Raw genomic sequence first — 14,167 nt, 5'->3', positions numbered from 1 at the left:
CCGTCGTGCTCGGCCTTCGGCGCCGGTTCCGCACCGGCGCCTGAGACCGGCGTCGCCGCGACGTCCCGAGCCGGGGCGGGCTCGGCCGCATCCGTGAGCCCGCGGCGGGCGTCGTGGCGCATCTTGAGGAGCGAGGCGATGGTGGCGACGGCCATCGAGGCGATGATGACGATGAGGCTCGTCCAGGTGCCGATGTCGGGGGCCCACTCGATGGGCTGGCCGCCGTTGATGAAGAAGACCTCGTTCTCGTGCAGGGCGTGCGAGACCAGCTTCACGCCGATGAACGCGAGGATGAACGCGATGCCGTAGTGCAGGTAGACGAGCTTCTCGAGCAGGCCGCCGAGCAGGAAGTACAGCTGCCGCAGCCCCATCAGCGCGAACACGTTGGCCGTGAACACGATGAACGGCGACTCGGTGATACCGAAGATGGCCGGGATCGAGTCGAGTGCGAAGAGCAGATCGGTGGAGCCGAGCGCGAGGAACACGATCAGCATGGGGGTGAACATCCGCTTGCCGTCGAAGGTGGTGCGCACCTTGGCGCCGTCGAAGTCGGGCGAGATGCTGACGCGCTTGCGCAGCAGGCGGATGAAGCCGTTCTCGCCGTCGCCCTCGTCTTCGTGACCGAAGGCCTGCTTCCAGGCCGTGTAGAGCAGGAAAGCGCCGAAGAGATAGAAGATCCAGCTGAGGTTCTCGATCAGCTGTGCGCCGATCAGGATGAAGATGCCGCGCAGGACCAGCGCGATGATGATGCCCACCATCAGGGCTTCCTGCTGGTATTTCCGGGGCACGTTGAAGCGCGCCATGATGATGACGAACACGAACAGGTTGTCGATCGAGAGGCTGTACTCGGTCAACCAGCCGGCCAGGAACTGCCCCGCGTGCTCCCCGTCGCCGAATACGAGCATCAGCAGCGCGAAGATCAGCGCCAGCCCCACGTAGAAGACGACCCACAGGGTCGCCTCCTTGAACGAGGGCACGTGCGGCCGCTTGAACGCCAGGATCAGGTCGGCGGCGAGGATGAGCACGAGCACGACGAGGGAGACGATCTCGAAGGCGAGAGGCAATTGGGTCACGAGGACCTTTCAGGATGAGCGACGAGCAGATTCCGAGCGCGGCGAACGCCCGAAAGTCTCTCCCGCACGGCCGGCCGAATTCAAGCGCTGCCGCCCGGCTTCGATCCACCGTGCCGCAGCCCCGGGGCCCCGGCGATGGGACCCGTGATGACGAGGTCTGCGAGCTGGGATACTCCCCTTCTCACGGCAATAGTACAGCCGGGGCGAGCGACGTGATCGTCTCTCGCCCCGGCTGCGGGCCCGGACCGGCTCAGCGCGGCGAGCGCGCGCGGCTGAGTTCGTCGCGCACATCGGCGCGCACGCTGTTGAGCCGTTGCTTCAGACGCCCGACCAGGTCGGGATCGAGTTCACCGCGCCCGGCCGCCTTGCGGAGATCGGCGCGCAGGTTCTGCCGGAACTCGGCCAGCGCCACCTCGGCCTCGCGCATGGCCGTGGCCGCATCCGCGCGCTCCGAGGCCCGGCGGGCCGTGTCGTCGTCGGCGGCATTGCCCGTCGAGGCTCCCCCGCCGGCACGCGCCGATCCGGAGGTGCCCGTCTTCGACCCCTCGCGCGCCTCACGGGCCGCGGAGGCGAGTTCGGCCTTGAGGCTCTTCATCGCCTGGTCGACGCCCGTGCGCACCTCGTCGGCGAGCCGGCGGACCGAGTCGGAGAGCTGCGCCTCGATCTCGTCGAGCTCGCCGCGACGGGCCTGGAGTTCGGCGCGGCCGGCATCCGTGATGGCGTAGACGGTCTTGCGGCCGTCGGCCGTCTTGGTGACCAGGCCCTCTTCCTCCAGCTTCGCCAGGCGCGGGTAGATGGTGCCGGCGCTCGGGCTGTAGGTGCCGCCGAATCGCTCGCTCAGCGCCTGGATCAGCTCGTAGCCGTGCTTCGGCGACTCGTCGAGCAGACTCAGCAGGTACAGCCTCAGGTGGCCGTGACCGAACACGGGTGTCATGCCGACACCCCCTCGTCGAACGACGGGCCGGTCGGCTCGGATGCGGCTGCGCCGGCGACATCCGTCTCGGCCGTCGCAGCGGGGTCGCGGAAGATCACAGTGATGTCACCCGAGACGGAGTTGGCGCGGAAATCCGTCCATTCGCCGTCGAGCGTGCCGGTGTGACCGTTGTACCCGCCGCCGCGCAGACCCTTGATGGTGCTCGCACCCAGCTGCAGCGTGCCCGAGACGGAGTTCACGCTGTAGCGCGCCGAGACGTCGTCGTCGAAGCGCACGGTGAGGTCGCCCGAGACGGTGTTGTTCTGGATCTCGTCGGGCGTGCCCGTCGTGTCGACGAACACCTCACCCGAGACCCCGTCGGCCGAGAACTTGCGGATGGCACCCGAGGCGGTGATGTCGCCCGACACCGTCTTCGCGTTCACGAGCCCGGTGTGGTCGCGGATCGAGACCTCGCCGTTGACCGTGTTCACCTCGAGGTCGCCGGTGACCGCGTCGACCACGACCGCGCCGGAGACCGTGCTGAGGCGAGCATCCGTCGTCAGTCCGGAGATGAGGGCGGATGCCGTGATCACGCCGAACTTCAGCGCCGCGTCGCGGGGAACCAGGATGCTGATGTCGGCCTTGGCATTGCCCCGCCACGATTTGAACACCTCGATGAAGTTGTCCCAGCGCAGCTGCGGGTGGTCGATCTCGAGGCGGTCGCCGTCGATCGAGATCTTCAGATCTTTGCCCGTGACCGAGTGCACCTCGATGCGCGCCCCGGGTTCGTCGTGCCCGATGATGTCGATCTGCCCACCGATGAGCCCGACCTTGACCGAACGAACCAGCTCGATGTCGATGACTTTCGGGCCGTCGACGACCCACTTCTCCAGAACCACAGTGACCTCCACATTTCGCGCTATATCGCGTCTTCGATACTCACGCTATATCGCGTTTGGGTGTGTGTCAAGATATATCGCGTCCGGCCGAGGCGGTGCGACTTTCCAACAATTACTCATATCGAAACTGAGACATATTCGAATACGTTCGCGGTGAGGGCTCAATTCCTCACTCCGCACATTCACCTGACCACCGTCAAAGAGGCACCCATTATGAACAATCCCACCCGCCGCCATTTCAAGGTTCCGATTCTGCGGGGGGCCGCCCTGCTCGCGACCGCGATTTCACTGATGACCCCGCCGGTCATAGGTCATGCGATGAACCAGTCGGATCTCCGGCCCCCGACAGAGATCTCACTCTGGCATGAGTTGCCGCTGGCCATGTTTGGAGGAACAGCGGACGCACTGACAAAAGACGCTCTGGGCGACATCTGGTACTTCGACGCAACCTCGAATCATTTGGTCAGAGTCGATTCGGTCACACATGACCAGGCTCAGTTCAGTCTCGGCTTCCTAGCTCGCATCAGAAGTATGGCCGCCACACGCGATGGATTGATCTGGTTCGCTAATGACTACGACCGTACGATCGGAAGCCTCGACCCTGCCACCGGAGTTGTCCGACGCTTCCCATTGGCCGGTGTCGGTAACCCTCTCTCACTCGTGGTTGGCGATGACGGAAACATCTGGTTTGGCGACGATCGCCATTCGAGGCTGGGGCGGCTGACGCCGTCGGGGGTCTTGACCTTCGTCCCGGAGCCCACGGGAGATTACGCATACTCGCTAGCCTCTGCGCCCGACGGGAAGATCTACTACGTTCGCGGCGGCACGGATGCGGTGGGATCCTACGATCCGATCAGCGGGGTCTTTTCAGACACGGGTGTGCATTCAGACTCCGCGCTCAATGTCGCAGTCGGCAAATCAGGAGATGTCTGGGTCAGTGGGGTCGACGAATTCACACGAATCACGGCAGCCGGCGTCATAACGACGTTTCGCGTATCCAGCCCCGGGCCTGCACCTGTGATTCCTAAGGACTTCATCGGGGGTGATCTTGCCGAAATCTATTTTGTCGATAGCAACTACGGGTTCGGCACAATCGACTCGACTGGTGCCATCCACTTCAGTCGCCTAGACGCGGGAAGCAACTCGATCGAGCTCGATGGCGCTGGACATGTCTGGGTCAATGCACCTTCCGGCCATGAGCTTGTCTGGATGTGACGGAAGAATGCCATCCGACTCGCGTGAGCTCGCGCTCCGACCTGCGAGAAGGAGCTACGGCGCTATGCCGTGTTCGGTCATGAAGGGGATGGGGTCGTAGCGCACGCCGTCGGCGCCGTACATTTCGAAGTGGGTGTGTTCGGTGGTGGCGTTTCCGGTGCGGCCGGTGAGGCCGATGACCTGGCCTGCCGTGACGATCGAGCCGACACCGACCGTGAGGGAGCCGTCTTGGAAGTGCATGTACATGCTGCAGACGGCCTGGCCACCGACCTTGTGCGCGATCGAGGTGTAGACGCCGCCGGTGCCGCCGTTGCCGGATGCGGCGATGACGACACCGTCGGCGATCGCGTGCACGGGCACGCCGGGGCTGTTCAGCATGTCCATGCCCTTGTGGAAGCCTTCAGCGCGAGGGCCGAACGGGTCGGACATGCGGTTGCCGTCGGGGTAGACGGGTGAGAAGGCGACTGATTCGGCTACGGCGTCGGCGCCGGCCTGACACTGCGCTCCCCCGTAACCGCCCTCCGAGCCGGAGGAGACGGGCTTCGGGGTGGGCGTGGGCGTCGGGGTGTGCACGACGTAACCGTCGCGGGACACGGATGCTCCGGCGGCGTCACCGGCGTCGAACGACTGCGCGGACCCGGCGAACGCGTCGATCTCGACGTTGTCGAAGGAGTCGGGGGCCGCGAGCGAGGCGGCGGGCACCGATGTGGCGACTGCGACACCGACCACGAACGTCATAGCGATGACGCCGAGTACCGTGCCTTGGTATTTCACCCGGCCCATTCTGTATCGCGGTCGCCCACAACACAACACGCGGCGCATCCTGAGGCAGAATCAGCAGATGGCACTTCCCATCGAGGACTACGCGATCATCGGCGACTGTCACACCGCGGCCCTGGTCGGGCGTGACGGCAGCATCGACTGGCTCTGCCTGCCGCGCTTCGACTCCGCCAGCACCTTCGGCGCCCTGCTCGGCACCGAGAAGCACGGGCGCTGGCTGCTGGCCCCCACCGCGCCCGACGCCCGGGCGAGCCGCAGCTACCTGGACGACACCTTCCTGCTGGTGACGCGCTGGGAGAGCCCCGAAGGTGTGGTCGAGGTCGTCGACGCGATGCTTCCCGGGGCGGGCCACCGCTCGGTGGTGCGGCGCATCCGGGGTGTCAGTGGCCGGGTCAGGATGCGGCAGGAGCTCGCCATCCGCTTCGACTACGCCGACGCCCTGCCCTGGATGCGGCAGGCCCCCGAGCACGCCGCGCCAGGCGGGTTCGCGGTCGTGGGCGTGGCGGGTCCGGATGCGGTGATCGTGCGCGGGCCGGCGATGAAGGCGTCGAACCACTTCCACGAGTCGCTGTTCGAGGTGGCCGAGGGCGAGGAGGTCGACATCGTGCTGACCTGGTTCCAGTCCCACCACCGCCCACCGGCGCCGGTGGACGTGGCCGCCTCGCTCAAGGAGACCGCCGACTGGTGGCGCGCCTGGTCGCGCGAGACCGACCTGCCCGCTCCGTACGAGCGCGAGGTGCGCCGCTCGCTGCTCGTGCTGCGCGCCCTCACCCACCAGGAGACGGGCGGCATCGTGGCCGCCGCCACCACGAGCCTGCCCGAGCAGTTCGGCGGATCGCGCAACTGGGACTACCGCTACACCTGGATCCGCGACGCCTCGCTCACCCTCGCCGCCCTGATGCTGCACGGCTACGAAGACGAGGCCGGGCAGTGGAGGCGCTGGCTGCTGCGCGCCATCGCGGGCGACCCGGCCGACATCCAGACGATGTACGGGCTCTCCGGTGAGCGCCGCCTGCCCGAGTCCGAGTTGAACAGCCTGCCCGGCTACAACGGATCCTCACCCGTGCGCGTCGGCAACGACGCCGCGGGCCAGTTCCAGGCCGACATCTTCGGCGAATTGATGATCGCGCTGCGCGAGGCCCGCCGGATCGGCGTCGACGAGGACGAATTCTCCTGGCCGCTGCAGCGGGCGCTGCTGGGCTTCCTCGAACAGAACTGGCAGCGGCCCGACAACGGCATCTGGGAGATCCGCGGCCCGCAGGTGCCGTTCACACACTCGCGCGCGATGGTGTGGGCGGCCTTCGCCTGCGGGGTCGAAGCGGTGCACCAGTACGGGCTCGACGGGCCGGCCGATCGCTGGGCCGAGATCCGCGACGCGATTCGCGACGAGATCGAGACGAAGGGCTTCGACGCCACGCGCAACACCTTCGTGCAGCACTACGGCAGCACCGAGGTCGACGCGTCGCTGCTGCTGCTCGCACAGATCGGTTTCGTCGCCCCCGACGATCCGCGGATGCTGGGCACCGTCGCCGCGATCGAGCAGGACCTGCTGCACGAGGGTCTGCTGCTGCGCTACCGAACGGAATCCGGGGTCGACGGTCTCGCCGGGGGCGAGCATCCGTTCCTGGCCTGCTCGTTCTGGCTGGTGCAGCAATACGCCCACTCGGGCCGCCTGGATGACGCGCTGGAGCTGATGGACCTGCTGGTGTCGCTCGCCAACGACGTGGGGCTGCTCTCGGAGGAGTACGACGTGGCCGGGGCGCGGCAGGTGGGCAACACGCCCCAGGCGTTCTCACACCTGGCGCTCGTGCGGGCGGCGGACGCGATCGCGTCGGCGATCGGGTCGTCGGCGGTCGATTCGTCGGCGGTAAACTCCTAGGGATGCAGCCACTCACCGAAGCGGAGATCCGCGGGTCGTTCACGAACATCAGTGAGCACGAGCTCGAGCGGATGACCCTGCCGGGGCTGCACGAGATCGTGTGGGAGGATCGCGAGTTCCTCGGCTGGCGCGACGCGCACGCCATCCATCGCGGTTACATCGTGTACTGGCGCGAGGGCCGTCCGACGGGCATCCTCCTCAAAGCAGGGGGATCGCACGCCCGCCCCGGCATCTCGGCGATGTGCACGCTGTGCCGCACGCCCCGGCCGGCCGGTCAGGTGACGCTCTTCACCGCGCCGCGTGCCGGGCAGGCGGGCATCGACGGCAGCACGGTGGGCACCTACATCTGCTCAGATCTCGGCTGCTCGGCGCTCATCCGCATCGTGCCCGCCCGCTCGGAGATGCTGCCGGACCCGGATGTGCTGGTCGCGTCGCGCGCGACCGGCATCCTGACCCGCCTGGACTCGTTCACGAACGGAGTGCTGCGCTAGAGGATCAGCCGTCGTTCTCTTCGAGGTCGGCTTCGTCGTCTTCGGAGCCGGCCGTCTCGGGTTCGTCGGCGATCGTGGGGTCGACACCCGAGGGGACCGCGTCGTCGTCGGAGTCGTCGAGGGTGCCCGTTCCGTCGGGGTAGCCTGCGCCGTCGGGGTATTCGATGTCGCTGAGGTCGGGGGCGTCGCCGGTCATCGCTGTCCTCCTTCTGGGCCGATCCGGATGCCGGCCACCGTGGTTTCAGTCAAGCACGGTGGTGCATCCGCGGCACCCGCGGATCGACCACGGAGCAGATGGCCCCGACGCGGGGCAACCTCCAGGCGAGTGCGCTACGAATACCGCTCATGAACACTCGCAGAGCGGTGGGGGCGGTGCGGCTCCTGGTGGGGGTCGGCCTGCTGGTCACCATCGTGATCCAGATCGCGGACCGCGTCGTGAACGACGCCTTCGACCCGTGGGAGTACTTCAGCTACTTCACCATCGAGACCAGCCTGATGAACATCGTCGTGCTGGTCGCCGGTGGGCTGATGGCGCTCCGGATGCCGGTTGACACCGTGCTGTACACGACGGTGCGGATGGCGGTGCTCACCTATGCGATCGTCACCGCCGGTGTGTACAACCTGCTGCTGCGGAACGTGCCGTACGAGGGCGGCTACCCGGGTCTCGCCTGGCCGAACGAGGTGATCCACGTGGTGGTGCCCGCGGTGCTGCTGCTGGACTGGCTGCTCTCCCCCGGCCGGCCGGCCCTGCGCTGGAAGGCACTCGGAATCGTGGCGATCTACCCGGTGGCGTGGCTCGCCTACACGCTCATCCGAGGCGCTGCGAGCGGCGGGGCGATCTATCCCTACCCGTTCCTGGACCCGGCCACGGCGGGCTGGGGCAGTGTGCTCGTCTACATCGTCGCCTTGACCGCGGTGCTGCTGGCGCTCGGCGCGCTGGCGATCGCCTATGGGCGGGCACGCAGCCGCGCGGCATCCCGGCGTGCAGGCATCAGCGGGTAGAACCGCAGGTGGCAAGAGTGCAGCTCATCTCAGGCACTCGGCGAACGGATCGCGGACATCACCGGCCACCTCGAAGACCGGTCTTCTCGGTGGTGGTTCGCTTTCGGGCGTCGGCCCGTTTTCGGGCCAGGGTGGGTGTGCGGGATTTGCGGGCTCGGTGACGTGCACCCGCCCGACCGGGGACGTCCATTGCAGCTCGCGTCCGGGTAGGGCTTCGACGGTCCAGTCGGATTCGTGTTTGAAGTGGTGATGCTTCGGACACAGGCTCGCGAGGTTGTCGTGGGAGGTTTCGCCGCCTTCTGCCCAGGCGTGGACGTGATCGAGTTCGCAGCGTTGCGCACGGCGTCGGCAGCCCGGAAACCGGCACGTCTCATCCTCAATCGTCAGAGCAAGCCGCAAATCAGCGGGGATGCGGTAACTCTCCCGCCCCACGGAGAGCGTATGGCCGGTGACCGGGTCGGTCAACCACCGCGTCACACTCGGCGCCTGCGCCGTCAACCGACGAGCAGTCACCGAATCAATGGGGCCATAGCCGTGGAGTTCGGCGGGCTGCTCCGTGTGGCCTAGGAGCGACAGGGCGGGGACCGTGAGGATCACCTGCGGGCGGATCCGCTGCGCCGCGGTAGCAAGGTCACCCTCGGGATCAAGAAGCAGCGCGATAGCGGCATCGCAACGCAGCTGTGCGTGGGTGCGGGGCTCGTCGGGGCCGCGCTGGGAGCGGGCGATCTGGTCGAGCTTGTCATCGATCGCGATCGCCTCCGCGGCCGGCAGCAACACGCTCAGCTGCGCCATCCCATCCGCCGCGGGATCCACCCACACACCCCGCCGCTCCGACGCTTCCACGTGTCGCTTGCGGGGCGTCTCGGGGTGGACGCGTTCGCGGTAGATGCGGGCGCGTTGGGTGAACTGCGCCACCGTCAACCGGGACGCCACCGGAAACAGCGCCGCTTCGAACTCACCGTGCGCCTCCACCGGAATGGTCGAGCACTGCGCCACCATCACATGCGCATGCCGTCCGGTGATGTCGCCGGCCTGCAGGGCAGCCAACGTCAACGGCAGCGAGGTGACGAGGGTTTCCGCATCCGTCACCATGCTGCCCACCGTGCACTCCGGCACCCGGAGCGTCGTACCGACCTCGGCGACCAGCAGACGCTTCTCTTCCTCCGTGCGAGCGAACCCACACACCGCGGATTCCTCCGCATCCAGCCCCAGGGTGCGCCCGCGAACCCGGCGGGATAACCGAGCGACCGCCACCATCTTGTCGGCCTCGAGCGACGCCTGCCGACGGGTGATGTCGTCGATGTAGTCAAGATCGGAATCGAATGCGGCGCGCGCGTCGAACCGACGCCGGGGCCCGGCATCCGTCGCATCCACCATCTCTATCATGAGATTAATTCAATCATCGACCACCGACATCGGACCCCGACAACCCAGCCACACCCATCGAAGGCAAGCGCGAAGCGCGCGGCAGCCCCAACGACAGCCCGAAGACTCCCGCAGAACGCAAAAAGCCCCCGGCGAACCGGAGGCTTTCTGCGTTTTATGTCGTGACCCCAGCGGGATTCGAACCCGCGTTACCGCCGTGAGAGGGCGACGTCCTAGGCCGCTAAACGATGGGGCCGTCTTGACAACTCATCGAGTATGCCACACGCCGGAGGGCAACTCAAAATCGGCCGCGCCCCTGCTCAGACCAACACGGCCAGAGCACCCGGAACGAGCTCCACCGTGAGAGGCAGCGCACCGAAACGCTCGCCGTCGGCGTAGCCCGCGATGCCCTCGGCGTCGACGCTCACGCGGCGGCCCCGGCGGAACTCCACGATCGGCAACCCGGCGTGCGTTCCCGAGAACACCTTCGGGAACAGCCGGATGAAGCGCACCTTCGAGACCGGCTTCACGATGAACACGTCGAGCAGGCCGTCGTCGAGCAGGGCATCGGGCGCGATCTTCATGCCGCCGCCGATCGTGGTGTTGTTCGCCACCGACAGCAGCGGGGAGTCCACCTCGAAGCTCTCGCCGTCGATCTCGAGGCGGTAGTGGCGGGGCTTCAGCGCGACCAGTTCGGCCACCAGCGCGATGACGTAGCGCGAGGCGCCTTTGGGGCGCCGCAGGCGGTTCGCCCGCTCGTTGACCGCCGCGTCGAAACCCGCCGAGAGCACCCCGGCGAACCAGCGGTGCGGTTCAGCGGAGCCGGACCCCGATCCCTGGGCCGGTGCGTCGAGACCGGGGCCGGTCACCCGGGCGGCGTCGACCACGCGGGGCTCGCGCTCCAGGGCATCGCAGAGGAAGGCTGTCGCAGCATCCGTGTCGGTGGGGATGCCCACCCCTGTGGCGAAGTCGTTGCCGGTGCCCGCCGGGATGATGCCGAGCGGGATGCCGGTGCCCGCGACGAGGTTCACACCGAGGTTCACCATGCCGTCGCCGCCCACCACCACCAGGGCGTCGGTCACCGGGTCGGAGTCGAGCGCCTGCCGGGCGACCCGCACCAGCCCGTCGAAGTCGGGAGCGCTGAGCGGCAGCACGTCGTGCCCACGGGCCCTCAGTGCGGCCACGACGGCGGGACCGACCTGACGGGTCTTGCCGAAGGAGGCGTTCGGATTGATCGCCACGACGATCCGCTTCTGAGGGGAGCCCATGTGCACCGATTATCCCGTATGCATGCGGCCGCGCCGATCGGTGCCGTGCCGCATTTGCACCGCGGGCGCCGAGAGGTGTTGAGTCAGAGGCATGAGACTCACGAAATTCGAGCACGCCGCCCTGCTGCTGGAGCAGTCGGGAAAGAAGCTCTTCATCGACCCGGGATCGTTCACCACCCCGATCACGGATGCCGCGAACACCGCCGCGATCGTGATCACCCACGAGCATGCCGACCACTGGACGCCCGAGCAGCTGAACCGCATCCTCGAGGCCTCCCCCGATGCCGTGATCTACGGCCCGGAGGGCGTCGTGGCCGCCGCCGACGGCTTCGCGATCACGCGGGTGGATCCGGGCGACGCGGTTCAGGCCGGGCCGTTCGCTCTGCGGTTCTTCGGCGGCCGGCACGCCGTCATCCACTCCTCGATCCCCGTGGTCGACAACGTCGGCGTGATCGTGAACGAGCAGCTCGTCTACCCGGGCGACTCCTTCGCCGTGCCGGAGGGCATCGAGGTGGATCTGCTGGCCGCGCCCGCATCCGCCCCCTGGCTGAAGATCTCGGAGGCGATGGACTACGTGCTCGAAGTGGCTCCGAAGCGCGCCTTCGGCACCCACGAGATGGTGCTCTCGGGCGCGGGCAAGCGGATGGCCGCCGACCGCCTGAAATGGGCGACCGAGCAGGGCGGCGGCGAGTTCCTCGACCTGCAGCCGGGCGACTCGCTGGACGTGTGACGGAGAGGCCTCTCAGCGAGGCACGGCCAGCGGCGCCTCGGTGATGCCGAAGACGTCGGCGAGGGCCGCACGGGCGGCCTGCCACCCGGCCATCCCGTGAACACCCGGCCCCGGCGACGTGGACGCCGAGCACAGGTAGACGCCCGCCAGCGGCGTGCGCCACGGTGTCGGCGAGAGCACCGGCCTCGACACGAGCTGGCCGAACGTCGCCGCACCGCCCGCGATGTCGCCGTCGACGTAATTGGCGTTGTACAGCTGCAGCGCCGACGCGGGGATGGCGGCCGAGGCCACGATCCGGTCGCGGAAGTCGGGGGCGAACCGTTCGATGCGGGCCGTGATCGCCTCGGTCATGTCGCGGCCCGATCCCTTCGGCACGTGCGTGTAGGCCCAGAGCGTCTGGTGACCCGCCGGCGCCCTCCCGGGGTCGGCCACGTCGGGCTGCGAGACGAGGACGTACGGATGCTCGGGGTGACGTCCGCGCGCCACCTCGCGCTCCCCCGCCTGCACCTCGGCGGCGCTGCCGGCCAGATGCAGCGTGCCGGCGGCCGCGAGTCGTCCGTCGGCCCACGGCACCGGGCCGTCGAGCACGAAGTCGACCTTCGAGGCCGCATCGCCGTACCGGAAGCCGCGCAGCGCCGCGCGGTACCCGGAGGGCAGCAGGTCGCCGCCGATGCGCTCGAGGGCGCGCGGGGTGACATCCAGCAGCACCGCGTGGGCGGAGGGGAGTTCGCGCAGCGAATCGATCCGCGTCTCGGTCACCACCTCGCCGCCGTGCGCCACGAGGTCGGCCACGAGGGCGTCGACGATCGCCTGCGAACCGCCGATCGGGATGGGCCAGCCGCCCGGCGCGTGCGCGAGCATCCCGAGCAGCAGTGCCGTGCCCCGTGCGCCGAACGAAGAGACGGGGCCGATGGCGTGCGCGGCGAGGCCCGCCAGCATCCCTCCCCCGACGGTTCCCAGCCCGCCGTCGACGGATCGGGCCGTGGTGAGCACGCGCGATCCGAAGACCGCGGCGGCGAGCGGATGCCGGGCACCGCGCAGCAGCGGCTTCATCGTGAAATCGACCACGGCATCCTGATCGCGCAGCAGCGGCGCGAACAGGCGGCGCCAGGACGCCCCGGCGGCTCCGCCGAGTTCGGCGGCCGTGCGCTCGAGATCGCGGTACGCGATGCCGGAACGATCGCCGTCGAAGACCTGGGCGTACGAGATGTCGGGGGTGACGAACGGCACCTTCGACGCGAGGTCGAACGCCCGGAAGAACGGCGACGCGAGGGCCATCGGATGCACCGCCGAGCACACGTCGTGCCAGTGCCCCGGGAGCGTCAGCTCGGCGGTGCGCGCGCCGCCGCCCGCCGATCCGGCCGCCTCGAAGGCCCGCACCGAGAGGCCCGCCCGCGCGAGCGTCACGGCGGCCGCGAGACCGTTCGGGCCGCTGCCGACCACGACGACGTCGACCGGTCCGGTGCCCATGCGGCCAGACTACCGGCGCCGCCTCCGGAGCATGCCGCGAACCAGGGCGGAATGGCATCGGAGCACTCGACGGTTGTATACCTGAACTACCCGCAGACCAGAGACAGGACGAGGTCTTCATGAGCACCGTCACCGAAACCACCGGGCCCGCCGACCGCACGAACGGGGCGTCCGGCGCCACGCCCAACACCGACTACGACACCTCGGCCTTCCGCCAGGTGTTCGAGCAGCACTTCACCTGGGCGGCCGCGGTGGAGCGCAACACGCATCGTTACGCGAACCGGACGGCGATCACCGACTCGACCACGGGCCGATCCTGGACGTATCGCGAGCTCGGCGAGGTGACCGGGGCCCTCGTGGCGGGCCTGGCCGAACACGGCGTGGGCGTGGGCGACATGGTCGGCTACCAGCTGATGAACCGACCCGAGTTCGCCTTTCTCTACGTGGCCGCGCAGGGGCTGCGAGCGGTGTCGTCGCCGATGAACTTCCGCCTGGCGCCGGCGGAGACGGCGCACATCCTGAGCCAGACCAAGCCGGTGATCTTCTTCTACGAGGCCGCCGCGGCCAAGGAGGTGCAGGCGGCGTTGCGTCTGAGCTCGTTCGCGCCGACGGCCCTGGTGGCCGTGGGTGAGGGCGAGCTGCTGCCGGGCGCGGTGCGGTTCGAGTCGCTTCTGGTGGAGGGGGCGCCGAGCTTCCGCGCCCCGGAGGGTGCCTCGGTGTGGGACGAGACCTCGCGGCTCTACACCTCAGGCACCACCGGCATGCCGAAGGCGGTGCCGCTGACCAGCCTCAACGAGGTGCTGAGCGCACACGACGCGATCATGCACTTCCCCCTCGGGCCGAGCGACAAGACGATGAACATGTCGCCCTGGTTCCACCGTGGCGGCAACTACTGCGCGGGGCCGAACACGGCGTTCTACGTGGGATCCGAGGTCGTGACCCTCCCCCAGTTCGAGCCCGGCCTGGTGCTCGACCTGATCGAACGGCACGGCCTGACCTACGTGATCGGCGCCCCCACCAACCTCGAACGGCTCGCGGATGCGCAGGAGGCGTCGCCCCGCGACCTCTCCTCGCTCTCGGGC

General features: G+C 68.3%; 14 protein-coding genes and 1 tRNA gene. 6 read left to right on the top strand and 9 right to left on the bottom strand.

Annotation, left to right across the window (positions count from 1 at the left end; translation table 11 throughout):
• The 3 genes from Q0D75_RS15785 to Q0D75_RS15775 form a co-directional block, all read right to left on the bottom strand.
• A partial coding sequence (locus Q0D75_RS15785) for a TerC family protein (RefSeq protein WP_291055472.1) occupies positions 1-1,073 on the bottom strand: 1,073 nt, incomplete at its 3' end.
• A 250-nt stretch (positions 1,074-1,323) separates the two neighbouring features.
• Entirely contained in the window at positions 1,324-2,007 is a 684-nt protein-coding gene (locus tag Q0D75_RS15780) for a helix-turn-helix transcriptional regulator (protein WP_291055469.1), read from the bottom strand.
• Positions 2,004-2,897 (bottom strand): DUF4097 family beta strand repeat-containing protein, encoded by an 894-nt coding sequence (locus tag Q0D75_RS15775; RefSeq protein WP_291055467.1) that lies wholly within the window; start codon positions 2,895-2,897, stop codon positions 2,004-2,006. Before Q0D75_RS15775 ends, Q0D75_RS15780 begins: the two co-directional genes overlap by 4 nt.
• Positions 2,898-3,098: 201 nt before the next feature.
• On the opposite strand from Q0D75_RS15775, the gene Q0D75_RS15770 reads away from it, so the two are divergent.
• Entirely contained in the window at positions 3,099-4,100 is a 1,002-nt protein-coding gene (locus Q0D75_RS15770) for a hypothetical protein (protein WP_291055464.1), read from the top strand.
• Between the two features lie 54 nt (positions 4,101-4,154).
• Here Q0D75_RS15770 and Q0D75_RS15765 read toward each other — a convergent pair whose 3' ends face one another.
• Positions 4,155-4,874 carry a M23 family metallopeptidase gene (locus Q0D75_RS15765; RefSeq protein ID WP_291055461.1) on the bottom strand — a complete coding sequence of 240 codons (720 nt, stop codon included), beginning with the start codon at positions 4,872-4,874 and terminating at the stop codon, positions 4,155-4,157.
• 67 nt (positions 4,875-4,941) lie between these two features.
• Between Q0D75_RS15765 and Q0D75_RS15760 the strand changes: the two genes are divergently transcribed.
• Both Q0D75_RS15760 and Q0D75_RS15755 read left to right on the top strand, forming a co-directional pair.
• Positions 4,942-6,759, top strand: a complete 1,818-nt coding sequence (locus Q0D75_RS15760) for a glycoside hydrolase family 15 protein (protein ID WP_291055458.1) — start codon at positions 4,942-4,944, stop codon at positions 6,757-6,759.
• A gap of 2 nt (positions 6,760-6,761) precedes the next feature.
• Positions 6,762-7,250, top strand: coding sequence for an FBP domain-containing protein (locus Q0D75_RS15755; RefSeq protein ID WP_291055456.1), 489 nt, complete (start codon positions 6,762-6,764; stop codon positions 7,248-7,250).
• Positions 7,251-7,254: 4 nt separating this feature from the next.
• Here the strand turns inward: Q0D75_RS15755 and Q0D75_RS15750 are convergent, their stop codons facing one another.
• Positions 7,255-7,446, bottom strand: coding sequence for a hypothetical protein (locus tag Q0D75_RS15750; protein ID WP_291055453.1), 192 nt, complete (start codon positions 7,444-7,446; stop codon positions 7,255-7,257).
• 149 nt (positions 7,447-7,595) lie between these two features.
• On the opposite strand from Q0D75_RS15750, the gene Q0D75_RS15745 reads away from it, so the two are divergent.
• On the top strand, positions 7,596-8,252 hold the full coding sequence (locus Q0D75_RS15745; protein WP_291055451.1) for a Pr6Pr family membrane protein: 657 nt from the start codon (positions 7,596-7,598) through the stop codon (positions 8,250-8,252).
• 24 nt (positions 8,253-8,276) lie between these two features.
• Here the strand turns inward: Q0D75_RS15745 and Q0D75_RS15740 are convergent, their stop codons facing one another.
• The 3 genes from Q0D75_RS15740 to Q0D75_RS15730 all read right to left on the bottom strand — a co-directional run bounded on the left by Q0D75_RS15740 (position 8,277) and on the right by Q0D75_RS15730 (position 10,885).
• The gene (locus tag Q0D75_RS15740) at positions 8,277-9,638 is read right to left on the bottom strand and encodes an HNH endonuclease signature motif containing protein (protein WP_291055448.1); all 1,362 of its coding nucleotides are present in this window, start codon (positions 9,636-9,638) and stop codon (positions 8,277-8,279) included.
• Between the two features lie 162 nt (positions 9,639-9,800).
• Positions 9,801-9,873, bottom strand: a tRNA-Glu gene (locus tag Q0D75_RS15735).
• A 64-nt stretch (positions 9,874-9,937) separates the two neighbouring features.
• Positions 9,938-10,885: a diacylglycerol kinase family protein gene (locus Q0D75_RS15730; protein WP_291055445.1), complete on the bottom strand. Its 948-nt coding sequence runs from the start codon at positions 10,883-10,885 to the stop codon at positions 9,938-9,940.
• Positions 10,886-10,976: 91 nt separating this feature from the next.
• Here Q0D75_RS15730 and Q0D75_RS15725 point away from each other — a divergent pair, with 91 nt between their 5' ends.
• Positions 10,977-11,615: an MBL fold metallo-hydrolase gene (locus Q0D75_RS15725; RefSeq protein ID WP_291055442.1), complete on the top strand. Its 639-nt coding sequence runs from the start codon at positions 10,977-10,979 to the stop codon at positions 11,613-11,615.
• A 12-nt stretch (positions 11,616-11,627) separates the two neighbouring features.
• Here Q0D75_RS15725 and Q0D75_RS15720 read toward each other — a convergent pair whose 3' ends face one another.
• Positions 11,628-13,085 (bottom strand): NAD(P)/FAD-dependent oxidoreductase, encoded by a 1,458-nt coding sequence (locus Q0D75_RS15720; protein WP_291055439.1) that lies wholly within the window; start codon positions 13,083-13,085, stop codon positions 11,628-11,630.
• Between the two features lie 119 nt (positions 13,086-13,204).
• Here Q0D75_RS15720 and Q0D75_RS15715 point away from each other — a divergent pair.
• The coding region (locus tag Q0D75_RS15715) for an AMP-binding protein (protein WP_291055436.1) at positions 13,205-14,167 on the top strand (963 nt) is incomplete at its 3' end.

Origin of the sequence: Herbiconiux sp. (assembly GCF_023264855.1) — a bacterium.
In the GTDB taxonomy this organism is placed as follows: Bacteria; Actinomycetota; Actinomycetes; order Actinomycetales; family Microbacteriaceae; genus Herbiconiux.
This window is presented reverse-complemented; position numbering and strand designations above follow the sequence as displayed.